Here is a 20,588-nt window from a genome sequence, read left to right as displayed (position 1 = left end):
GATTTACAGGCTCTCGGATCCGGTCAGGCGCAGGAGGGTCTTGCGCAGGATGGGGCTGTCGGCCTGGGCTTCGAAGCCCTTGGCCCAGACTTGGCGGGCTTCGCGGCGTTTGCCGTTGGCCCAGAGGACTTCGCCCAGGTGGGCGGCGACTTCATGGTCGGGAAAGCGTTCGAAGGCCAGGCGCAGCTGGCGCTCGGCTTCCTCGAGGTTGCCCGTGCGATAGGCGATCCAGCCCATGCTGTCGAGCACGGCCGGGTCGTCCGGGGTGAGCTGGTGGGCTTTTTCGATCAGCGCCTTGGCTTCGCCGTAGCGGGTGGTGCGGTCGGCCAGGGTGTAGCCCAGGGCGTTGAGGGCCATGGCGTTTTCCGGCTCGCGGGCAATGATGGCGCGCAGGTCTTTTTCCATCTGCGCCAGATCGTTGCGTTTTTCGGCGAGCATGGCCCGGGTGTAGAGCAGGTTGAGGTCGTCCGGGTAGCGTTTTATCGCCTGCTCCAGTACCTGGCCGGCCTGGGTTTCCTTGCCGTTGTTGCCCAGGCTTTCGGCCTCGATCAGGTACAGCTGGATAGCGTAGTCCGGCTGCGCCTCGCGGGCCTCGGCGAGCAGTTTCGAGGCCTCGGCGCTGCGACCGTTGGCAATCAGGATATCGGCCTGGCGCAGTTGCGCCGGCAGGTAGTCCGGGCCGGGGCCGACCAGGGCGTACTCGCGCAGGGCGGCTGCCGGCTGGCTGCGTTCTTCGCGGATGCGGCCGAGGTTGAGGTGGGCGGCATCGACGTTGGCCTCACGTTCGACCAGCTCCTGCAGGTAGCCTTCGGCCTCGTCCCAGTGCTTGGTCTCCAGGCATACCAGGGCCAGCGAGTAGCGGATCTCGTCGTCTTCCGGGTATTGCTGGAGCAGGCTCTCAAACTCGGCCTTGGCGTCGTCGATGCGGTCCTGCTCGACCAGGGTGCGCGCGTAGGTCAGGCGCAGGCGCTTGTCTTCGGGGTTGTCGCGGATTGCGCCGCGCAGCAGCGGCAGGGCCTCCGGGCCGCGGTCCAGGGCCTGCAGCAGGCGGGCGCGCAGCAGCACCGGGGCGATCTCGCCATTCTGTGGCGGGTGGGCCTCGAGCAGGTCGAGGGCCTGTTGCGGCTTGTCATCCTGGTTCAGCAGCAAGGCCTTGCCAAACACCAGCTGGCTGTTCTCGGGGTATTTCACCAGCAGGCGGTCAAAGCTTTGCATCAAGCCGTCGCGGGTATGCTGGTCGGTCTCGGCGGCCGACAGGGCGAGGAAGTCGAAATGGGTATCGCCCTGGCCTTGCAACACCTTCTCCATGTAGGTCATGGAGTCGTCGTAACGCCCGGCGCGGGCCAGCTGGATGGCGGCGGCGCGCTGGGCGTCGAGGTTCTGCGGGACGTTGCGGGCCCAGATCAGCGCGGTGTCCAGGGCCGGTTCGTCGGCGCCCAGGTACTCGGCGATGCGGTAGGCGCGTTCGGAGACAGCCGGGTCCTGGGTCTTCTCGGCCTGGTCGACGTAGTTGGCCAGGGCGATGTCGAAGCGGTTGCGCTGGCCGGCCAGCTCAGCCACCAGCAGGCTGTACAGCGTGTCCTGCTTGAACGATCCGTACACCACGGGCTTTTCCGCGCTCTTGCCGGCTACGGGGGCGGGCGTCTGGACGTCCGTCTTCGGGGCCAGGCTCTGGCAGCCTTGAAGCAGGGCGAGGGCAAGCAGCAATGCGTAGGATTTGTTCATAGGGGCTTATAAAGAGGCTAAACCGGCGGTCGGAGCATGATGACACAAGCGCGATGGCAAACCCACCTGCGAAGGTCGTGGTGTGAAGCGGCGCTTCGGAGTATAGGGACAATGTATGGCGGTGGTGGTTCGCAAACGGCCTTGCCCTTGCCCTTGCCCTTGCCCTTGCCCTTGCCCTTGCTTTTGCTTTTGCTTTTGCTTCTAAGCGCGCGGTAGTTCAGGCAACGCCAATTGCGACTTCAGGAGGCCGAACGCAGGTCTTGCGGAGGGAGGTGACGGGCATGGATGCCCGTCAAGCGCTGCGCCCCAGGATGGGGCGTTCAGCGCGGTCCTCCCGGGAGCAAGACCGGAGTGAGGGGACCCCGGAGCGAAGCGTAGGGGCTGGATGAATGGAGCTGGGCGGCTTTGGTTACTTTGGCCGTCCAAAGTAACCCGCCGTAAGGGCGGAAAGGTGACTGTGAGTCGCCGCTACGAATGAATGCGCATGCAGCTTTCAATACACATGCTCTAAAAAGGCAAAGGCAGATAGAGGTGGCGGGACAGCCGATAGCCTGGCCGCATTAGCACAATAGCGAACGGTGGTTGTTCTAAAACCTGCGAAGTAGGACAATTATCGGCTTCACGTCCCAACCAGCGATCTTGCATGGCCTTTCTTGCCCTTGGTATCAACCATAAGACTGCCTCGGTAGACGTACGCGAGCGCGTGGCGTTTACGCCCGAGCAGCTGGTCGATGCCCTGCAGCAGCTGTGCCGACTGACCGCCAGCCGCGAAGCGGCGATCCTGTCGACCTGCAACCGTAGCGAACTCTATATAGAACAGGACCACCTTGCCGCCGATGCTGTGCTGCAATGGCTGGCCGACTATCACCAGCTGAGCCTCGACGAGCTGCGCGCCAGCGCCTATGTCCACGAGGAGCACGACGCGGTCCGGCACATGATGCGGGTGGCCTCCGGCCTCGATTCGCTGGTGCTCGGCGAGCCGCAGATCCTCGGCCAGATGAAGTCGGCCTACGCCGTGGCGCGCGAGGCGGGCACCGTCGGGCCGCTGCTCGGGCGCCTGTTCCAGGCCACCTTCAGTGCCGCCAAGCAGGTGCGCACCGACACCGCCATTGGCGAGAACCCGGTGTCGGTGGCATTTGCCGCGGTCAGCCTGGCCAAACAGATCTTCTCCGACCTGGGCCGCAGCCAGGCGCTGCTGATCGGCGCCGGCGAGACCATCACCCTGGTCGCCCGTCACCTGCACGAGCAGGGCGTGCGGCGTATCGTCGTGGCCAACCGTACCCTGGAGCGCGCCAGTATCCTCGCCGAGCAGTTCGGTGCCCATGCGGTGCTGCTGGCGGACATCCCGCAGGAGCTGGCCAACAGTGACATCGTCATCAGTTCCACCGCCAGCCAGTTGCCGATCCTGGGCAAGGGCGCGGTGGAGAGTGCGCTGAAACAGCGCCGGCACAAGCCGATCTTCATGGTCGACATCGCCGTGCCGCGAGACATCGAACCGCAGGTCGGCGAGCTGGACGACGTCTACCTCTATACCGTCGACGACTTGCATGAAGTGGTCGCGGAAAACCTCAAGAGCCGCCAGGGCGCGGCCCAGGCCGCCGAGGAACTGGTATCGGCGGGCGCGGACGACTTCATGGTGCGCCTGCGCGAGCTGGCGGCGGTGGACGTGCTCAAGGCCTACCGCCAGCAGAGCGAGCGCCTGCGCGACGAGGAACTGCAGAAGGCCCAGCGCCTGCTGGCCAATGGCGGCAACCCCGAGGACGTGCTCATGCAGCTGGCCCGGGGCCTGACCAACAAGCTGTTGCATGCTCCCAGCGTGCAACTGAAAAAGCTCTCCGCCGAAGGCCGCGTCGATGCGCTGGCCATGGCCCAGGAACTCTTCGCCCTCGACGAGGGCTCGACGGACAAATCCCCGCAATGAAAGCGTCGCTGCTGAACAAACTGGACACGCTCCAGGACCGCTTCGAGGAACTCACCGCGTTGCTCGGTGATGCCGAAGTCATTTCCGACCAGACGCGCTTTCGCGCCTATTCCCGCGAATATGCCGAAGTGGAACCGGTCATCGGGGCCTATAAAGAGTGGCGCAAGGTCCAGGACGACCTCGAAGGTGCTCAGGCGTTGCTCAAGGACGCCGACCCTGACCTGCGCGAGATGGCGGTCGAGGAGGTGCGCGAGGCGAAGGAGCAACTGGTGGGCCTTGAGTCGACGCTGCAGCGCATGCTGCTGCCGAAGGACCCTAACGATGGGCGCAACGTGTTCCTGGAAATCCGTGCCGGCACCGGTGGCGACGAGGCGGCAATCTTCTCCGGCGACCTGTTCCGCATGTACTCGCGCTATGCCGAGAAGCGCGGCTGGCGCCTGGAGATCCTCTCCGAGAACGAAGGCGAGCACGGTGGCTACAAGGAGATCATTGCCCGGGTCGAAGGGGACAGCGTCTACGGCAAGCTGAAGTTCGAGTCCGGTGCGCATCGCGTGCAGCGTGTGCCGGAAACCGAGTCGCAAGGCCGTATCCATACCTCCGCCTGCACCGTGGCGGTTTTGCCCGAGCCCGATGAGCAGGTGGCGATCGAGATCAACCCGGCCGACCTGCGCGTGGACACCTACCGCGCATCCGGTGCCGGTGGCCAGCACGTCAACAAGACCGATTCGGCGATCCGCATCACCCACTTGCCCACTGGCATCGTGGTCGAGTGCCAGGAAGAACGTTCGCAGCACAAGAACCGTGCCCGCGCCATGTCCTGGTTGTCGGCCAAGCTCAACGACATGCAGACGAGCGCCGCGCAGAACGCCATTGCCAGCGAGCGCAAGCTGCTGGTCGGCTCGGGCGACCGCTCCGAACGCATCCGTACCTACAATTATCCGCAGGGCCGGGTCACCGACCACCGCATCAACCTCACCCTTTACTCGCTCGACGATATTCTCGCCGGTGGCGTAGACGCGGTGATCGAACCGTTGCTGGCCGAATACCAGGCCGATCAGCTGGCTGCCCTGGGGGACTGAGATGACCATCATCGCCAGCTTGTTGCGCAATGCACAGTTGCCCGATTCGCCGACCGAACGGCTGGACGCCGAGCTGCTCCTGGCCGCGGCCCTGGGCAAATCGCGCAGCTACCTGCACACCTGGCCCGAGCGCATCGTCAGCAGCGAGGCGGCAGCCGCCTTCGCCGGCTACCTCGAGCGCCGTCGCGCCGGTGAACCGGTGGCCTATATCCTCGGCCAGCAAGGGTTTTGGAAGCTGGACCTGGAAGTGGCGCCGCACACACTGATCCCGCGCCCGGACACCGAGCTGCTGGTGGAGACCGCCCTGGAGCTGGTTGCGCCCAAGCCCGCCCGGGTGCTCGACCTGGGCACCGGCACCGGGGCCATCGCTCTGGCCCTGGCCAGCGAGTGTCCTGGTTGGCAGGTGACGGCGGTGGACCGTATCGACGAGGCCGTGGCCCTGGCTGAGCGCAACCGCCAGCGCCTGGGCCTGGGCAATGTCCAGGTGCGTGCCAGCCACTGGTTCGACGCCCTCGCCGGTGAGCGTTTCGACTTGATCCTCAGCAACCCGCCCTACATCCGCGCCGCCGACCCGCACCTGGTGGCCGGTGACGTGCGTTTCGAACCCAGCAGCGCACTGGTGGCCGGTGAAGACGGGCTGGACGATCTGCGCGTGATCGTCGCCCAGGCACCAGGGCATCTGTTGCCTGGTGGCTGGCTGCTGCTCGAACATGGCTACGATCAATCCGCCGCGGTTCGTGAATTGCTGGTGATCGGCGGCTTCACCGAGGTGGTCAGCCGCGTTGACCTGGGTGGCCATGAGCGCATCAGCCTGGGGCGCCTGCCATGCTGAGCGACCAGGAGCTGTTGCGCTACAGCCGGCAGATCTTGTTATCGCAGGTGGATATCGACGGCCAGTTGCGCCTGAAACACGGCAAGGCCTTGGTCATCGGCCTGGGCGGGCTGGGTTCGCCGGTGGCACTGTACCTCGCCGCGGCGGGTGTCGGTGAGCTACACCTGGCCGATTTCGACACCGTCGACCTGACCAACCTGCAGCGCCAGGTGATCCACGACAGCGACAGCGTCGGCATGAGCAAGGTCGACTCGGCTATCAGGCGTCTGCAGGCGATCAACCCGCAAGTCAGCCTGATTGCCCATCGCCAGGCGCTGGACGAGGATTCGCTGGCCGCCGCGGTGGCGGCAGTCGATGTGGTGTTGGATTGCTCCGACAACTTCAGCACTCGCGAGGCGGTCAACGCCGCCTGCGTCGCCGCTGGCAAACCGCTGGTCAGCGGCGCGGCGATCCGCCTCGAGGGCCAGTTGTCGGTATTCGACACACGGCGCGACACCAGCCCCTGCTACCACTGCCTGTATGGCCATGGCAGCGAAGCCGAACTGACTTGCAGCGAGGCCGGGGTGATCGGCCCGTTGGTGGGGCTGGTCGGTAGCCTGCAGGCACTGGAGGCCCTGAAGCTGCTGGCCGGTTTTGGCGAGCCACTGGTGGGGCGCCTGTTGCTGATCGACGCCTTGAGTACCCGCATGCGCGAGCTGCGGGTCAAGCGCGATCCGGCCTGCGCCGTGTGTGCCACGCGCCATGGCTGAGCGCACGGCGCCGGTGGGCGTGATGGACTCCGGCGTCGGCGGCTTGTCGGTGCTGGCCGAAATCCAGCGCCTGCTGCCCAGCGAGTCCTTGTTGTACGTGGCCGACAGCGGCCATGTGCCGTATGGCGAGAAATCGCCGGACTACATTCGCCAGCGCCTGCGGCACATCGCCGGGTTTTTCCACGAGCAGGGCGCCAAGGCCATGGTGTTGGCGTGCAACACCGCCACCGTGGCTGCGGTGGCTGACCTGCGCGAGCTGTACCCGGACTGGCCGCTGGTGGGCATGGAGCCAGCAGTCAAGCCGGCGGCGGCGGCGACCCGTTCCGGCGTGGTCGGTGTGCTGGCGACCACCGGTACCCTGCAGAGCGCCAAGTTCGCCGCCTTGCTCGACCGTTTCGCCAATGATGTGCGGGTGGTCACCCAGCCTTGCCCCGGGCTGGTCGAGCGTATCGAGGCGGGCGACCTGTTCAGTGAGCAGCTGCGCCAATTGCTGTCAGGCTATGTGAAGCCGTTACTGGCGGCCGGCTGTGACACTTTGATCCTGGGCTGCACCCACTATCCCTTCCTGCGGCCGATGCTGGCCGAAATGGTGCCTGCTGAGGTGGCGATCATCGACACCGGGGCTGCCGTGGCGCGCCAACTGCAAAGGCTGCTGGAGGCACGCGGGCTCCTCGGCGAGGGCCCGGCGCAGGCGACTGCATTCTGGAGCAGTGGAGAGCCGGAGCGCCTGCAGAAGGTCTTGCCGTTGTTATGGCATCAGCCTGGCAGCGTGCAGCGCTTCCTGCCTTGAGCTGACCCATGCAGGAGCGGGCAAGCCCGCACCTGCATGTATCAGCTGTGCTTCGGTAGCGGCCACAACTCGCCTGGCTCGAGAACCTCAAGCACCAGTTCGGGTTGACGCTGACCCAGGCGTGCCAGCAACTCCTGGGCAGCACTTTGCGCCGCCCAGGGCTCCGGAATGACCTGTGCCGAGGTCACCGGGGTTTTCAGCGATTGTGGCGCCACCACGGTCAGGTCTATACCCAGCGCCTTCAGGGCGGGACGCTGCAGACGAAGCCACTGTGGCAGGCTGTTGCTGCCACTGGCTGGCTGGTTCGGCTCGTACAACTGCAATGCCGAGTAACGGCTTAGAACGGCCATGACCTGGGGTTGGTCACCTTTGGCCAGATGCGGCAATGCGCCGACCAGGCTCTGTTCGGTGGCGCGCAGGTTGCTGCTGACGATCTGTTCGAACAGTTGCGCATCCGTCACATCGACGGGCAGGTAATCGCAGGTTCCGGCATTGATGATCAGGCAATCCAGCGCGCTCCAGCGGCTCGGGAGGCGCAGGGCGGCGTCCGGCAAGTGGTCCCCAAGGCGCACCAAGTGCCCACCGTAGCGTTGGCCCAGGTTGTCGAGTTCCTGGCTATCCCTGCCACTGGCGGCAACCTCGTGCCCGCGCGCGAGCAACTGCTCCACCAAGGCCAGGCCAAGTCCGTGGCTGGCGCCCGTAATACAGAAGCGACGTGTCATGCTCTATGCCCCCTGATCCTGCCAGCTGGACAAGCTTTTGAAGGCTTCCAATGCGCGTTGGCGACTGCTATCGAGATCGACTATCGGGCCCGAGTAATTATTAGTAGCAAATAGATCGGGAGATTTCACCGGGTAGTGAATCGATTTATCGTCCCTGCCCTTCAATTCCGGCAGCCATCGACGAATGAACATGCCCTTCGGGTCAAAGCGCTGCGACTGGGTAACAGGATTGAAAATGCGGAAATAGGGCACTGCGTCAGTGCCTGTAGAGGCGCTCCACTGCCAGCCGCCGTTGTTGGCGGCCAGATCGCCGTCTATCAGGTGGCGCATGAAATGCCTCTCGCCATATCGCCAGTCGATCAGCAGGTTCTTGCTGAGGAACATGGCGACGATCATGCGCAGCCGGTTGTGCATCCAGCCGGTGTGCAGCAACTGACGCATGGCTGCATCGATGATAGGGAAGCCGGTGCGGCCTTCCTTCCAGGCTTGCAGGTCGCCAGGCGCATCACGCCAAGGCAGCGCCTCGGTGTGTGGGCGGAAGGCGCGATGCCGCGAGACCCGGGGATAACCCACCAGGGTGTGCTTGTAGAACTCGCGCCATAGCAGCTCGTTGACCCAGGTCTGCACACCGACGCTGCCACTGTCGAATTCACCCCGGTTGCTCCCAAGGGCCGCGTGCAGGCACTGACGTGGCGAGACCACACCCGCAGCCAGGTAAGGCGAAAGCTGGCTGGTACCGGCCTTGGCGGGCAAGTCGCGCAGTTGTGCGTAATCCTCGACGGTTTCGTCGACAAAACGCTGCAACCGCTGCCGTGCTTCATCCTCACCGGCGGGCCAGTGCTGGCGCAGGGCGTCGGAAGGTGCTTCGAAGCCTTCGATATGCTCGGGTATGGCGTCGCCGTGAATACCCAGCATCTCTTGACGACGTACAGGTGGAACGAGAGAGGGGAGGCTGCGGTGCAGATGTTCCAGGCAGACCCGTTTGAACTGGCTGAAGACCTGGAAATACTGGCCTGCGCGGGTCAGCACGCTACCGGGCCTGAACAGCAACTGGTCGAGGTGGGCGGTAGCGCCAATTCCTGCGTGTTGCAGCAGGTTCCGAGTCGCTTCGTCGCGCCGGGTCTCGTTGATGCCGTATTCCTCGTTCCAGTGCACGGCCTCGATGCTGTGCTGGCGGCAGACATCGAGCACGCATTGCGGGACGTCTTCCCAGGTATCGACTTGGCGAATCAACAGCGGAATATTCAGCGCCGCGAGTGACTGGCGCAGCAGCCGCAGGTTGCGCAGCCAGAAGTCGACCTTGCAGGGTGCGTCGTCATGGGCCAGCCACTGGCCAGGACTGGCGACCCACAGGGCCACGGTCGGGCCGCGCTGGCAGGCGGCCGCGAGAGCGGTGTTATCGTCCACACGCAGGTCATTGCGTAGCCATATCAATTGCATGGAAAACGAGCCCAAGTTGGTCAGGGTTGTTGAAGGCCGCGCAAGGCAGCTTGCGGGCTATCGAACAAGTACAGATCGGATAGCGACAATGCGCGTAGCTCGGCCTCATGGAGAGTGACCCGGCCGCCGCCCAGGAGTTTCCTCACGGTGATCTCCTTCAGCATGCGGCCCAGTGCGGCGAGGTCGGGGCGGCGTCCGAGGTGCAGCAGCAGCGCTTGTGGCTGTAAGCGCTCCACGGCTTGGCGCAGCTGACGAGGCTCGACCGACCACTCGAGAATCTCCAGAGGGTGGCCATTGCTGCTCAGCAGCCAGGCGCAGAGCCAGAACTCCGGGTCGAAGGCTGTATCGTCCGTACGGGCGAGCAGCACGCAGGGGCCGGTGAGCGAGTGGCCGTCGTGATAGACCCGCGCCCCCAGCTTGCTGCGCAGCCAGGTGTGAAAGAACACTTGCTCCAGGCGGGCATCGAAATGGGTTTGCCAGCGCAGGGTGAGGGACTCCAGCAGGGGCAGGAGCAGGTATTCGCACACGGTCACGGCAGGGTAGAGGGCCATCATCTGGTTCAACAGCTGGTCCAGGGGGCGCTGGGCAAGGCGGGCGATCGCCGTGATCAATTGCTCGACGCTTTCGCCCCATTCGCCTTGGAGGGTTGGCGTGGCGGCCTTGGTGTTGTCCAGCAGCTCGCGCACCTGGCTGATTGCGGCGCCGCGCTCCAGCCAGCGTAGCGCGGCCTGGACCCTTTGTACCTGGTCTTGTGGATAGAGGCGGTGGCCTTTGGGTGTGCGCTGGGGCTTGATCAGGCCGTAGCGACGCTCCCAGGCGCGCAGGGTGACCGGATTGACGCCGGTGAGCCGCGCCACCTCACCGATGGGCAGCAGTTCGTCAGATGGCATTGCGTAATCCAAGGTCTTCCGGGTGGGGTTGCAGGTAGGCCTGTTGCAACAGGTAAGGGTCGGGATGGCAGCGCAAATGGTGCTTGAGCAGGGTCAGTGGGACCACCAGCGGCACTACGCCTCTCTGGTACTGGCCGATGACCTGCTGCAGCTCGGCCTTGTCGCTTTGGCCCAGGTTGTTGCGCAGGTACCCGCTCAGGTGCTGCAGCACATTGCCGTGGGTGCCGCGGCTGGCGCATCGGCGCAGGGCCTGCATCAGCTGGCTGAAGTATTGCAGGCCGAGTTGCAACGGGTCGTCGTCCCGGCGCATGTTGCCAAGCAGGCGGCCAAGGGTTCGGTACGCCTGGGGGTTGTGGGCCATCAACAGGTACTTGTAGCGGGCATGGAAGCGAATCAGAGCGCCGCGGCTCATGCCCTGGCGCAGCTGCTGCTGCCAGTCGGCGTAGGCATACACACGGGCGATGAAGTTTTCTCGCAGTACCGGGTCGTGCAGGCGACCTTCTTCCTCGACCGGCAGGTCCGGGCGCAGGGCGCAGAAAGCCGCGGCATAGACACCGCGGCCATGGTGAGGCGGGCGGCTGTCTTCCTGATAGACCTTGACCCGTTCGAGGCCACAGGACGGTGACTTTTGCATGAAAATGTAGCCGCAGATATCGTCCAGTTCGCCGGCCATCTGCTCACCGTAGGCGCGCAGTGGGCCGGCGAGGTCGGTGGTGCTGTTGCGCGTGCCGGTGACCGCTGGATGTGCAGGGTCCCCCACCAGGCGGATAGGTTCGCGCGGGGTGCCCAGGCCGATGGCGACTTCGGGGCACAGCGGCGCCCAGTCAAAGTGCTTATCGAGCAGGTCAAGACACAGGCTGGAGGCCTTGTGGCCGGCGTTGTAGCGCACGTTGAGGCCGGTCAGGCAGGCGCTGATGGCCAGGCGTGGCTTGCCGTTGGGCGTGGGAGCGTTCATCACTGTCTCCGAATGACTTGTACAGGCAGCACAATTTGTACAAGGCAATTTCAGCACAGATGAAAACTTATACAAACAATTTTTTTGTATAAGTTTAATGAGCGCCTATTCCAGGTGCTCCAACAAGCGCCTGGCGGCTTCCTGGCCGCTAAGCCAGGCGCCCTCGACGCGCCCGGACAGGCACCAGTCGCCACAGGCGTACAGGCCCAGGTCGGCATCGGCCAGCGCGCCCCACTCATGGTTGCTGGTGGGGCGGGCGTAGAGCCAGCGGTGGGCGAGGGCAAAGGTTGGCGCGGGCACCACGCAACCGACCAGTTCAGCGAACTCACCCCGCAGTTGCTCGATCACTTCCTCCTTGGCCAGGTCGATATGCTGCCTGCTCCAGCTGGAGGTGGCATGCAGCACCCAGGTGTCGAGTTGCTCGTCACGGCCTGGCTTGCTGCGGTTGCGCGCCAGCCAGTCGAGCGGGTTGTCCTGGACGAAACAGCCCTGCATCGGGGTGTCGAGTGGTGTCTCGAAGCCCAGGGCGATGGCCCAGGTCGGCTCCATCTGTACACCGGCGGCAACCGCCGCGAGTTTCGGCGCGGCCGCCAGCAGCGGTGTGGCCTGAGGGGCCGGCACGGCGATCACCACGCGGCTGAACGGCCCATGGCTGCAGCCTTCGGTGTCCTGCAGGTGCCAGTACTGCTTGCCACGGAACACTTCGGCGATGCGGCAGCCGAAATTGACCGTGACATCCTTGAGCAGGCCACGGGTGATGGCGCTCATGCGCGGCACGCCGACCCAGCGGACCTGTTCGTCGGGGGAGGGCGTCAGTTCGCCATCGCGGTAGTTGTACAACTGCGGTTTCCACTGCTCGGCCCAGCCTGAGGCGACCCAGTGCTGGACCTGTTCGACGAAGCGCCGGTCACGTGCCGTGAAGTACTGCGCGCCCAGGTCGAGGGCTCCGGCCTCGCTGCGCTTGCTGGCCATGCGGCCTCCGCTGCCATGGCCCTTGTCGAACAGGTGGACGGTCTGCCCGGCCTTCTGCAGGGCCTGGGCTGCGGACAGGCCGGCGATACCGGCTCCGATGATGGCGATGGGTACTGTCATGATGGCCTCTTCGAACCTAGCTTTACGCAGCGTACGCTGCCAGGCAAACCTGTACAATGCACAATGTTTGTATAAGGTTATTCCGCTCGATAGGCAGGTGGCCTATGTTTATCCGAGAGCGATCGGTCAAAAAAGTGCCTTGATCTTAAAAATAGACCACGGCCGCCAACTGTGAGGACACAGCCATGCATATATTGCTGACCGGCGGTACCGGCCTTATCGGCCAACACCTTTGCCAACGGTGGCAGGCCGAGGGCCATCGGCTGACGGTCTGGAGCCGCCGGCCGGAACAGGTGGCGAAAATCTGTGGCACTGGAGTGCGTGGCGTCGCGCGGCTGGACGATATCGCCGCCGACGCCCCAGTGGATGCGGTCATCAACCTGGCCGGCGCGCCCATCGCCGATCGTCCCTGGACTGCGGCGCGCCGCACCCTGCTCTGGGCCAGCCGGGTGGCGCTCACCGAGCAGCTGCTGGCCTGGCTGGAGCGCCGCGACCAGCGCCCGTCGGTGCTGATCTCGGGCTCAGCGGTGGGCTGGTACGGCGACGGCGGCGAGCGCGAGCTCACGGAGAGCTCGGCCCCGGTGAAGGAGGACTTCGCCAGCCAGCTGTGCATCGCCTGGGAGGAGACTGCCCTGCGTGCGCAGGCATTGGGTATCCGCGTCGTGCTGGTGCGCACCGGCCTGGTGCTGGCTGCCGATGGCGGCTTTTTGTCACGCCTGCGCCTGCCCTACAAACTGGGCCTTGGCGGGCCATTGGGCGATGGTCGGCAGTGGATGCCTTGGGTGCATATCGACGATCAAATCGCCTTGATTGATTTTCTCATGCAGCAAAAGGAAGCCAGCGGTCCCTATAATGCCTGCGCGCCGGAGCCGGTACGCAACCGCGAGTTCGCCAAGCGCCTGGGGCGCACCTTGCATCGTCCGGCATGGATGCCGATGCCGGCGCTGCTGCTCAAGGCCGGGCTCGGCGAGATGTCGACGCTGCTGCTCGGTGGCCAGCGCGCCCGCCCTGTGCGTCTGCTGGCGGCGGGTTTCACGTTCCGTTTCAACGATCTGCAATCGGCGTTGGACAACCTGTCCAGCCGCCTCTGACATAGGACGCTGCATGACCGATCATGCCCTGCTGCTGGTCAACCTCGGTTCGCCGGCTTCCACCTCGGTGGCCGACGTGCGCCGCTACCTCAACCAGTTCCTGATGGACCCGTACGTGATCGATCTGCCCTGGCCGGTGCGGCGGTTGCTGGTGTCGCTGATCCTGATCAAGCGGCCGGAGCAGTCTGCCCATGCCTATGGGTCGATCTGGTGGGACGAAGGCTCGCCCCTGGTGGTACTGACCCGCCGCCTGCGCCAGGCGATGGTCGAGCATTGGCCCCATGGCCCGGTGGAGATCGCCATGCGCTATGGCGAGCCGGCACTGCCTGGCGTGCTCGAGCGCCTGGCTGCGCAAGGTGTGCGCAAGGTGACGTTGGCACCGCTTTATCCACAGTTCGCCGACAGTACCGTGACCACGGTGGTGGAACTGGCGAAGCAGACCATCGCCGAGCGCCGGCTGCCCCTGCAGACCCGCGTGCTCCAGCCGTTCTACGAGCATCCCGACTATATCGAGGCATTGGTCGCCAGCGCCCGCCCGTACCTCGAGCAGGACTACGATCACCTGTTGCTGAGCTTCCATGGTTTGCCTGAGCGACACCTGAAAAAGCTCGACCTCACCGGCAATCACGACTTCCAGGCCGCCGACTGCTGCAAGGACGCCAGCGCCGAGATGCGCGCGGTGTGTTATCGCGGCCAGTGCCTGGCCACGGCCAGGGCCTTCGCGACGAAGATGGGCATTCCGGACGGCAAGTGGTCAGTATCGTTCCAATCGCGCCTGGGCCGGGCCAAGTGGATCGAGCCCTACACCGAAACGCGGCTGGATGAACTGGGCAAGGCGGGGGTGAAGAAGTTGCTGGTGATGTGCCCGGCTTTTGTTGCCGACTGCATCGAGACGCTGGAAGAGATCGGTATGCGCGGCAGTGAGCAGTTCATCGAGGCCGGCGGCAAGGAACTGGTGCTGGTGCCGTGCCTGAACGATCACCCGGAGTGGGTGAGGGTGCTGGCGGGGATGTGCGAGAAGGCCTGAGCGTGAGTTCGTGGTGCTGCGTGGGAGCGGGCTTGCCCCGCGATGGCGATGGCCTGGGCTGACGCCATCGCGGGGCAAGCCCGCTCTCACATAGGTGCAGCTACTTCGTCATTCAAGGCAACTGATCATCCAGCTTCTTGTTCTTCCAGCCATCATTGCCCGGCAGGATCAGGTTCAGGGCAATGGCCACCACGGCGCACAGGGCGATGCCCTTCAGGCCCCAGTCGTCCGGGCCGTCACCGCTGCCGATCAGCACGCCGCCGATACCGAATACCAGGGTCACCGAGACGATCACCAGGTTGCGGGCTTCGGCCAGGTCGATCTTGTGGCGGATCATGGTGTTCATGCCCACCGCGGCGATCGAGCCGAACAACAGGCAGAGAATGCCGCCCATCACCGGCACCGGAATGCTCTGCAGCAATGCGCCGAATTTGCCGATGAAGGCCAGGGTGATGGCGAAGACCGCGGCCCAGGTCATGATCTTCGGGTTGTAGTTCTTGGTCAGCATCACCGCGCCGGTCACTTCGGCGTAGGTGGTGTTGGGCGGGCCGCCGAACAGGCCGGCTGCCGTGGTGGCCAGGCCGTCACCCAGCAGCGTGCGGTGCAGGCCGGGTTTTTTCAGGTAGTCGCGGCCGGTCACGCTGCCCACCGCAATCACCCCGCCGATGTGTTCGATCGCCGGGGCCAGGGCCACGGGCACGATGAACAGAATGGCCTGCCAGTTGAAGGCTGGCGCGGTGAAGTTGGGCAGTTCCAGCCATGGGGCCGCGGCGATCTTGGCAGTGTCGACCACGCCGAAGGCGAACGACAGAGCGAAGCCCACCAGCACGCCGGAAATGATCGGTACCAGGCGGAAGATGCCTTTGCCGAACACGGCCACGATCAGCGTGGTCAGCAGTGCCGGCATGGAGATCAGCATGGCGGTCTTGTACGGCATCAGCGCAGCGCCGTCACCACCCTTGCCCATCGCCATGTTGGCGGCAATCGGGGCCATGGCCAGGCCGATGGAAATGATCACCGGGCCGATGACCACCGGCGGCAGCATGCGGTCGATGAAACCGGTGCCCTTGATCTTCACCATCAGGCCCATGAAGGTGTACACGAAGCCTGCCGCCATGACGCCGCCCATGGTCTCGGCCAGGCCGAACTGGCCCTTGGCGAGGATGATCGGGGTGATGAAAGCGAAGCTCGAGGCCAGGAACACCGGAACCTGACGGCCCGTGACCAGCTGGAACAGCAGGGTGCCGATGCCGGCGGTGAACAGCGCCACATTGGGGTCGAGGCCGGTGATCAGCGGCATCAGCACCAGCGCGCCGAATGCCACGAAGAGCATCTGCGCGCCCGAAACGACCTGGCGCCAGAGCGGGTCGTTGAAGCCGTCCTGCATGGTCAGGCGTCCTTCTGCTTGGTGCCGAAGATCTTGTCGCCGGCATCACCCAAGCCCGGCACGATGTAGCCGTGCTCGTTGAGGCGCTGGTCGATCGAGGCGGTATAGATCTGCACGTCCGGGTGGGCTTTTTCCACCACTTCGATGCCTTCGGGCGCCGCGACCAGGACCATGGCGCGGATTTCCTTGCAGCCGGCTTTTTTCAGCAGGTCGATGGTGGCGACCATCGAGTTGCCGGTGGCCAGCATCGGGTCGATGATAAGGGCCAGGCGCTGGTTGATATCCGGCGCGAGCTTCTCGAGGTAGGTATGGGCCTCGAGGGTTTCTTCGTTGCGGGCCACGCCCACGGCGCTGACTTTGGCGCCGGGGATCAGGCTGAGCACGCCGTCGAGCATGCCGATGCCGGCGCGCAGGATCGGCACTACGGTGATCTTCTTGCCGGCGATTTTCTCGACTTGCACCTTGCCGCACCAGCCGTCGATCTCGTAGGTTTCGAGCGGCAGGTCCTGGGTGGCTTCATAGGTCAGCAGTGCACCGACTTCCTGGGCGAGTTCGCGAAAATTCTTGGTGCTGATATCGGCACGGCGCATCAGGCCGAGCTTGTGGCGGATCAGCGGATGGCGGATCTCACGAGTAGGCATAGGGGGAGGGCTCCGGGAGGCGGGCAAAAAAACCGCGCTAGATTAATCTATTCAGTCCTTGATGTCGTGCAGTCATTGTGCACGTTAGTCCATAAAGGCTTGATCTGGGACGAGCGGATGCGTACCTTTGCCCGCTTTTCCAAAACGCACCCCCTGGAGAGCGCCATGTCCGCCGATCTCGAGCATATCCGTCAAGTGATGCGCGAGGCTGATTGCCTGTACAACGAAGCCGAGGTCGAGGCCGCCATCGCCGAGGTCGGTAAACAGATCTGCAAGGACCTGCACGACAAGAACCCGGTGGTCTTCTGCGTGATGAACGGTGGCCTGATCTTCTCTGGCAAGCTGCTGACCCACCTGCAGTTCCCGTTGGAGGCCTCGTACCTGCACGCCACCCGTTACCGCAACACCACCAGCGGTGGCGAGCTGTTCTGGAAGGCCAAGCCGGAAGTGTCGTTCATCGACCGTGACGTACTGATCGTCGACGATATCCTCGACGAAGGGCACACCCTCAGCGCCATCATCGAGTTCTGCAAGCACGCCGGCGCCCGCGCCGTGCACACCGCAGTGCTGATCGACAAGGACCACGACCGCAAGGCCAGCCCGGACTTGAAGGCCACCTACACCGGCTTGTCGTGCGTCGATCGCTACGTCTTCGGCTACGGCATGGACTACAAGGGTTACTGGCGCAACGCCAACGGCCTCTTCGCCGTCAAGGGGATGTGAGCATGCGCCAGCCTGCGTTCCTCGATCAGTCGTTGTTCGTCGGGCTGGTACAAAAGGCCGCCGAGAGTCCGCGTGGCCGTCAGCACCACAACTTCCACCAGATGGAAGAGCCCTGCCACCGCATGGCGGTGGGTTTGCAGCCAGCTACCTACATCCCACCGCACAGGCACCTGAGTGACGACAAGGCCGAGGTCCTGATCGTCCTCAAGGGGCGCTTGGGGTTGCTGATCTTCGATGACCTGGGACAGGTCACCGACAAACGTGTGCTGCAGGCGGGCGGCGAGTGTCTTGGGGTCGACCTGGTGCCTGGCACCTACCATGGCCTGGTGGTGCTCGAGGCCGACAGCGTCATGTTCGAGTGCAAGGCCGGGCCGTACCGGGCGGTGGGCGAGGGGGAGCACGCTCACTGGGCGCCGCGTGAAGGTGAAGCGGCTGTTGCCGAGTATCACGCCTGGATGCGCGCGCAGTTCGATTGAGCTTGTGCCCAATCTTGAGCCCGCTCCCTTACTTCAGGGCCGGGCTTGCTCCGCGACAGGGCCTGTGCGTAGAGTGCCTGCTCATGCCAAGGAGCCCTACATGCGTGCGATCGTCCCCCTCTTGATGGCGGTGAGCCTGCCGCTTGCCGCCGCACCGCTGCACAGCCAGTTCCTCCCGCCTGACGACCTCTCACTGCGCCAGGAAGCACCGGCCAGCCAGCAACTGCTGCAGGTCACCGACTACAGTGTGGTGGTCGGCACCCAGCGCCAGTCCGACCAGCAGCCGATCCCGATCACCTCCTCCTTGCTGGTGCGCCTGAAGGGCAAACCGCTGAGCAAGGGCTCGACCATCGGCCAGGTCCTGCTCAATTTCGACGGCGAGGGCGGCAAGAGCCTGAAGAAACCGGTGTACGACGACAAGACCCGTACCCTGACGCTCAACTACCCGCTGGCCAACTACCGTGCGGTCATGGACCTGCTGCGTAACGAGACGCTCTACGTACAGTTCCTCACCTATGCCAACGGCCATATCTGGGCCGACCTGCACACCGGCACCGTACGTACGCGTTGAGGCTCGCCGTCGCCGGGGGGTAAACTGCCGTCCTTCGAAAATGTCCGTGATGGTCCAGTTGGAGTCGGCGATGCGTAAAGACAAGAAACAAGTGATTGGTGACGAGATCAGCGACGAGTACATCAAGACGTTCCTGCAGTTCGAGCCGGCCGATGGCCTGACTTCGCCTTCGCATCACAAGCTGATCAAGGGATACCGCGGCTTGCGCGTCGACGACTTCGAACGTTACGTCGGTTTCTTCGTGGCGGCCGGCTACGACCTGGATGGCAAGGACGAACATGGCAAGACTTTCGTCGAGGCCATCGCCGACCAGCGCAATGCGCCGGAGTACATCGAGATCATCGACAACGCCCGAGTTTGATCCGTGGCGTTGCGTGGGAGTGGCGCACCGCCGCTCCCACGAGGATTTGCCCGCAAACAAAAAACGCCCCGAAGGGCGTTTTTTCGTTTCAGCCGGATCAGGCGTAATGCTTGGCCGGGCTGTTTTCCACCAGCTCCAGCGCCACATCGTTTTCAGCGCTGATCTTGCGGTACAGGGCCGCGTCGGTGGCCAGGGTCTTCTCACGGGCGGGGAAGATCTCCTTGAGCTTGGCCGCCCAGGCACCCTTGGCCTGCTCGGGGAAGCAGCGCTCGATCAGCTCGAGCATGATCGACACGGTCACCGAGGCGCCCGGCGATGCGCCAAGCAGCGCGGCCAGGCTGCCGTCCTCGGCCGAGACCAGCTCGGTGCCGAACTGCAGGATGCCGCCTTTCTTCGGATCCTTCTTGATGATCTGCACCCGCTGGCCGGCCACTTCCAGGCGCCAGTCCTCGGCTTTCGCCTCCGGGTAGAAGCGGCGCAGCGATTCCAGGCGCTGCTCCATCGATTGCATCACTTCGCTGACCAGGTACTTGGTCAGGTCCATGTTGTCACGGGCCACGGCCAGCATCGGGCCGATGTTGCCCATGCGCACCGACAACGGCAGGTCCATGAAGGAGCCGTGCTTGAGGAACTTGGTGGTGAAGCCGGCGTATGGTCCGAACAGCAGCGATTTCTTGCCGTCGACCACGCGGGTGTCCAGGTGCGGCACCGACATCGGCGGGGCGCCGACCGCCGCCTGGCTGTAGACCTTGGCCTGGTGCTGCTTGACGATTTCCGGGTTGTCGCAACGCAGCCACTGGCCGCTGACCGGGAAGCCGCCGAAGCCCTTGCTCTCGGGGATACCGGACACCTGCAGCAGGGGCAGGGCGGCGCCACCGGCACCGAGGAAGACGAAGCGGGCGTCCACTTCACGGCTGCCGCCGCTGTTGACGTCCTTGATGCTCACGGTCCAGCCGCTGCCGTTACGACGCAGGCCGACGACCTTCTTGCTGTACTTGACCTGGGCATCCGGCGAGTCGCCAAGCAGCTTGAGGAGCTTGTTGGTGAGGGCGCCGAAGTTGACGTCGGTGCCTTTCATCACGCGGGTGGCGGCGATGTGCTGGTCGGCTGGGCGGCCGGGCATCATCAGCGGCATCCAGTCCTTCATCACGGCCTTGTCTTCGGTGTATTCCATCTCGGCGAAGGCGTGGTGCTGCTTGAGCAGCTCGAAACGCTTCTTGAGGAACGAGACGCCCTTGTCACCTTCGACATAGCTCAGGTGCGGCACCGGGTTGATGAAGGCGCGCGGCGAGCCGAAGTTGCCTTTGCGGCTCAGGTAGGCCCAGAACTGGCGCGAAACCTCGAACTGGGTGTTGATGTGCACGGCCTTCTTGATGTCGATGCTGCCATCGGCGGCCTGCGGGGTGTAATTGAGCTCGCACAGGCCGGCATGGCCAGTACCGGCGTTGTTCCAGGGGTTGGAACTCTCCGCGGCTCCGGAGTCCATCGCCTCGACGACCTCGAGCTTCAGGGTCGGGTCGAGCTCCTTGAGCAGTACGGCCAGGGTGGCACTCATGATGCCCGCGCCTACCAGTACCACATCAACCGATTCGTTCTGCGCCATTAACGCGTCTCCACAATCTACAGCACCTAATTGACAGCATAGGATCCCTGGGTTGGCCAGGATCGCCATGTCCGACTCTTCGCAGTTCTTGCAACTTCCGCGGACACCGCCAATCAGTCTTGGGTGTTCGGCTATTGAACGCCCATTGCCACGGGTGCGGCAATTCGACTTATGGTCAAGTGGTCCGTCGTGCGTTATGGACCGGTCTCAGGCGTTCATCAGGGATGAGCGCTTTTGCCGTCTGTTCAGGGCTGTTCGGTACACATCTGCCGCTCTTGCACATGCCAGACTGTTCATTTGCTCGCCACACTCTCGTGAAGTTGTGAAAAACCGTTTTTTCACGCTCTTTTGGAGTCGTGAACCTCAAAAGTGGACTGCGCGATGGCAACCCGCAGGTTCATGCGCAGCGGACGGCCGGAAACAGCAGGCACGACAGCCAATGCAAGACCTGAGTGGAAGGCTCTCTGTGGGCGAAGCGTCGAGGGTGCCGGGTTTAAGCGGCGAATGCGGGGC

The 20,588-nt window shown here is 64.2% G+C and carries 20 protein-coding genes; 11 read left to right on the top strand and 9 right to left on the bottom strand.

Features of this window, described 5'->3' with window-relative positions:
• Window positions 1–3: 3 nt before the first annotated feature.
• Complete coding sequence (locus tag LOY42_RS22590) at window positions 4–1,725, bottom strand: tetratricopeptide repeat protein (protein ID WP_139668594.1); 1,722 nt, start codon at window positions 1,723–1,725, stop codon at window positions 4–6.
• Between the two features lie 643 nt (window positions 1,726–2,368).
• Here LOY42_RS22590 and hemA point away from each other — a divergent pair.
• From hemA to murI, 5 genes are read left to right on the top strand one after another with little or no spacing between them, the layout of a single operon-like run.
• The gene (hemA, locus tag LOY42_RS22585; RefSeq protein WP_102685314.1) at window positions 2,369–3,646 is read left to right on the top strand and encodes a glutamyl-tRNA reductase; all 1,278 of its coding nucleotides are present in this window, start codon (window positions 2,369–2,371) and stop codon (window positions 3,644–3,646) included.
• Window positions 3,643–4,725, top strand: coding sequence for a peptide chain release factor 1 (gene prfA / locus LOY42_RS22580; RefSeq protein WP_258599364.1), 1,083 nt, complete (start codon window positions 3,643–3,645; stop codon window positions 4,723–4,725). The genes hemA and prfA overlap by 4 nt, the downstream gene beginning before the upstream one ends.
• Before the next feature lies 1 nt (window position 4,726).
• Entirely contained in the window at window positions 4,727–5,557 is an 831-nt protein-coding gene (gene prmC, locus LOY42_RS22575) for a peptide chain release factor N(5)-glutamine methyltransferase (RefSeq protein WP_139668595.1), read from the top strand.
• A complete protein-coding gene (locus tag LOY42_RS22570; protein WP_139668596.1) occupies window positions 5,551–6,306 on the top strand; it encodes a molybdopterin-synthase adenylyltransferase MoeB in 756 nt (251 codons plus the stop codon). The genes prmC and LOY42_RS22570 overlap by 7 nt, the downstream gene beginning before the upstream one ends.
• Window positions 6,299–7,096, top strand: a complete 798-nt coding sequence (murI, locus tag LOY42_RS22565; protein WP_139668598.1) for a glutamate racemase — start codon at window positions 6,299–6,301, stop codon at window positions 7,094–7,096. Before LOY42_RS22570 ends, murI begins: the two co-directional genes overlap by 8 nt.
• A gap of 41 nt (window positions 7,097–7,137) precedes the next feature.
• On the opposite strand, the gene LOY42_RS22560 is transcribed toward murI, so the two are convergent.
• The 5 genes from LOY42_RS22560 to LOY42_RS22540 form a co-directional block, all read right to left on the bottom strand.
• Window positions 7,138–7,818 carry an SDR family oxidoreductase gene (locus tag LOY42_RS22560; RefSeq protein WP_258599361.1) on the bottom strand — a complete coding sequence of 227 codons (681 nt, stop codon included), beginning with the start codon at window positions 7,816–7,818 and terminating at the stop codon, window positions 7,138–7,140.
• A 3-nt stretch (window positions 7,819–7,821) separates the two neighbouring features.
• Entirely contained in the window at window positions 7,822–9,258 is a 1,437-nt protein-coding gene (gene phrB / locus LOY42_RS22555) for a deoxyribodipyrimidine photo-lyase (protein ID WP_139668602.1), read from the bottom strand.
• Window positions 9,259–9,278: 20 nt separating this feature from the next.
• The gene (locus LOY42_RS22550; RefSeq protein WP_139668604.1) at window positions 9,279–10,148 is read right to left on the bottom strand and encodes a MerR family transcriptional regulator; all 870 of its coding nucleotides are present in this window, start codon (window positions 10,146–10,148) and stop codon (window positions 9,279–9,281) included.
• On the bottom strand, window positions 10,138–11,103 hold the full coding sequence (locus LOY42_RS22545; RefSeq protein ID WP_139668606.1) for a DUF523 and DUF1722 domain-containing protein: 966 nt from the start codon (window positions 11,101–11,103) through the stop codon (window positions 10,138–10,140). The genes LOY42_RS22550 and LOY42_RS22545 overlap by 11 nt, the downstream gene beginning before the upstream one ends.
• 105 nt (window positions 11,104–11,208) lie before the next feature.
• A complete protein-coding gene (locus tag LOY42_RS22540) occupies window positions 11,209–12,195 on the bottom strand; it encodes an NAD(P)/FAD-dependent oxidoreductase (protein WP_102685305.1) in 987 nt (328 codons plus the stop codon).
• Between the two features lie 185 nt (window positions 12,196–12,380).
• Between LOY42_RS22540 and LOY42_RS22535 the strand changes: the two genes are divergently transcribed.
• On the top strand, window positions 12,381–13,286 hold the full coding sequence (locus tag LOY42_RS22535) for a TIGR01777 family oxidoreductase (RefSeq protein ID WP_139668608.1): 906 nt from the start codon (window positions 12,381–12,383) through the stop codon (window positions 13,284–13,286).
• Window positions 13,287–13,299: 13 nt separating this feature from the next.
• A complete protein-coding gene (gene hemH, locus LOY42_RS22530) occupies window positions 13,300–14,313 on the top strand; it encodes a ferrochelatase (RefSeq protein WP_258599357.1) in 1,014 nt (337 codons plus the stop codon).
• Window positions 14,314–14,425: 112 nt separating this feature from the next.
• Here hemH and LOY42_RS22525 read toward each other — a convergent pair whose 3' ends face one another.
• Window positions 14,426–15,700 (bottom strand): uracil-xanthine permease family protein, encoded by a 1,275-nt coding sequence (locus LOY42_RS22525; protein WP_038707351.1) that lies wholly within the window; start codon window positions 15,698–15,700, stop codon window positions 14,426–14,428.
• A 2-nt stretch (window positions 15,701–15,702) separates the two neighbouring features.
• Window positions 15,703–16,341 (bottom strand): uracil phosphoribosyltransferase, encoded by a 639-nt coding sequence (gene upp, locus LOY42_RS22520; protein ID WP_023630748.1) that lies wholly within the window; start codon window positions 16,339–16,341, stop codon window positions 15,703–15,705.
• A 165-nt stretch (window positions 16,342–16,506) separates the two neighbouring features.
• Between upp and LOY42_RS22515 the strand changes: the two genes are divergently transcribed.
• The 4 genes from LOY42_RS22515 to LOY42_RS22500 all read left to right on the top strand — a co-directional run bounded on the left by LOY42_RS22515 (window position 16,507) and on the right by LOY42_RS22500 (window position 18,472).
• Window positions 16,507–17,064 carry a hypoxanthine-guanine phosphoribosyltransferase gene (locus tag LOY42_RS22515; protein WP_023630749.1) on the top strand — a complete coding sequence of 186 codons (558 nt, stop codon included), beginning with the start codon at window positions 16,507–16,509 and terminating at the stop codon, window positions 17,062–17,064.
• Between the two features lie 2 nt (window positions 17,065–17,066).
• Complete coding sequence (locus LOY42_RS22510; protein ID WP_110703074.1) at window positions 17,067–17,540, top strand: WbuC family cupin fold metalloprotein; 474 nt, start codon at window positions 17,067–17,069, stop codon at window positions 17,538–17,540.
• Window positions 17,541–17,640: 100 nt separating this feature from the next.
• Window positions 17,641–18,111, top strand: coding sequence for a hypothetical protein (locus tag LOY42_RS22505; RefSeq protein WP_111531676.1), 471 nt, complete (start codon window positions 17,641–17,643; stop codon window positions 18,109–18,111).
• 70 nt (window positions 18,112–18,181) lie between these two features.
• The gene (locus LOY42_RS22500) at window positions 18,182–18,472 is read left to right on the top strand and encodes a PA4642 family protein (RefSeq protein WP_110703080.1); all 291 of its coding nucleotides are present in this window, start codon (window positions 18,182–18,184) and stop codon (window positions 18,470–18,472) included.
• A 97-nt stretch (window positions 18,473–18,569) separates the two neighbouring features.
• Here LOY42_RS22500 and mqo read toward each other — a convergent pair whose 3' ends face one another.
• Window positions 18,570–20,075 carry a malate dehydrogenase (quinone) gene (gene mqo / locus LOY42_RS22495; RefSeq protein WP_111531677.1) on the bottom strand — a complete coding sequence of 502 codons (1,506 nt, stop codon included), beginning with the start codon at window positions 20,073–20,075 and terminating at the stop codon, window positions 18,570–18,572.
• Between the last annotated feature and the right edge of the window lie 513 nt (window positions 20,076–20,588).

Source organism: Pseudomonas sp. B21-023, from assembly GCF_024749165.1.
Classification (GTDB): domain Bacteria; phylum Pseudomonadota; class Gammaproteobacteria; order Pseudomonadales; family Pseudomonadaceae; genus Aquipseudomonas.
This window is presented reverse-complemented; position numbering and strand designations above follow the sequence as displayed.

Excerpts from the sequence above, each read along its gene's own strand:
- LOY42_RS22545 (WP_139668606.1), bottom strand. The coding sequence starts at position 11,103 with ATGAACGCTCCCACGCCCAACGGCAAGCCACGCCTGGCCATCAGCGCC.
- upp (WP_023630748.1), bottom strand. The coding sequence starts at position 16,341 with ATGCCTACTCGTGAGATCCGCCATCCGCTGATCCGCCACAAGCTCGGC.
- hemA (WP_102685314.1), top strand. The coding sequence starts at position 2,369 with ATGGCCTTTCTTGCCCTTGGTATCAACCATAAGACTGCCTCGGTAGAC.
- LOY42_RS22505 (WP_111531676.1), top strand. The coding sequence starts at position 17,641 with ATGCGTGCGATCGTCCCCCTCTTGATGGCGGTGAGCCTGCCGCTTGCC.
- prfA (WP_258599364.1), top strand. The coding sequence starts at position 3,643 with ATGAAAGCGTCGCTGCTGAACAAACTGGACACGCTCCAGGACCGCTTC.
- LOY42_RS22510 (WP_110703074.1), top strand. The coding sequence starts at position 17,067 with ATGCGCCAGCCTGCGTTCCTCGATCAGTCGTTGTTCGTCGGGCTGGTA.
- mqo (WP_111531677.1), bottom strand. The coding sequence starts at position 20,075 with ATGGCGCAGAACGAATCGGTTGATGTGGTACTGGTAGGCGCGGGCATC.
- hemH (WP_258599357.1), top strand. The coding sequence starts at position 13,300 with ATGACCGATCATGCCCTGCTGCTGGTCAACCTCGGTTCGCCGGCTTCC.
- LOY42_RS22540 (WP_102685305.1), bottom strand. The coding sequence starts at position 12,195 with ATGACAGTACCCATCGCCATCATCGGAGCCGGTATCGCCGGCCTGTCC.
- LOY42_RS22560 (WP_258599361.1), bottom strand. The coding sequence starts at position 7,818 with ATGACACGTCGCTTCTGTATTACGGGCGCCAGCCACGGACTTGGCCTG.
- LOY42_RS22500 (WP_110703080.1), top strand. The coding sequence starts at position 18,182 with ATGCGTAAAGACAAGAAACAAGTGATTGGTGACGAGATCAGCGACGAG.
- LOY42_RS22590 (WP_139668594.1), bottom strand. The coding sequence starts at position 1,725 with ATGAACAAATCCTACGCATTGCTGCTTGCCCTCGCCCTGCTTCAAGGC.
- prmC (WP_139668595.1), top strand. The coding sequence starts at position 4,727 with ATGACCATCATCGCCAGCTTGTTGCGCAATGCACAGTTGCCCGATTCG.
- LOY42_RS22525 (WP_038707351.1), bottom strand. The coding sequence starts at position 15,700 with ATGCAGGACGGCTTCAACGACCCGCTCTGGCGCCAGGTCGTTTCGGGC.
- phrB (WP_139668602.1), bottom strand. The coding sequence starts at position 9,258 with ATGCAATTGATATGGCTACGCAATGACCTGCGTGTGGACGATAACACC.
- LOY42_RS22535 (WP_139668608.1), top strand. The coding sequence starts at position 12,381 with ATGCATATATTGCTGACCGGCGGTACCGGCCTTATCGGCCAACACCTT.
- LOY42_RS22550 (WP_139668604.1), bottom strand. The coding sequence starts at position 10,148 with ATGCCATCTGACGAACTGCTGCCCATCGGTGAGGTGGCGCGGCTCACC.
- murI (WP_139668598.1), top strand. The coding sequence starts at position 6,299 with ATGGCTGAGCGCACGGCGCCGGTGGGCGTGATGGACTCCGGCGTCGGC.
- LOY42_RS22570 (WP_139668596.1), top strand. The coding sequence starts at position 5,551 with ATGCTGAGCGACCAGGAGCTGTTGCGCTACAGCCGGCAGATCTTGTTA.
- LOY42_RS22515 (WP_023630749.1), top strand. The coding sequence starts at position 16,507 with ATGTCCGCCGATCTCGAGCATATCCGTCAAGTGATGCGCGAGGCTGAT.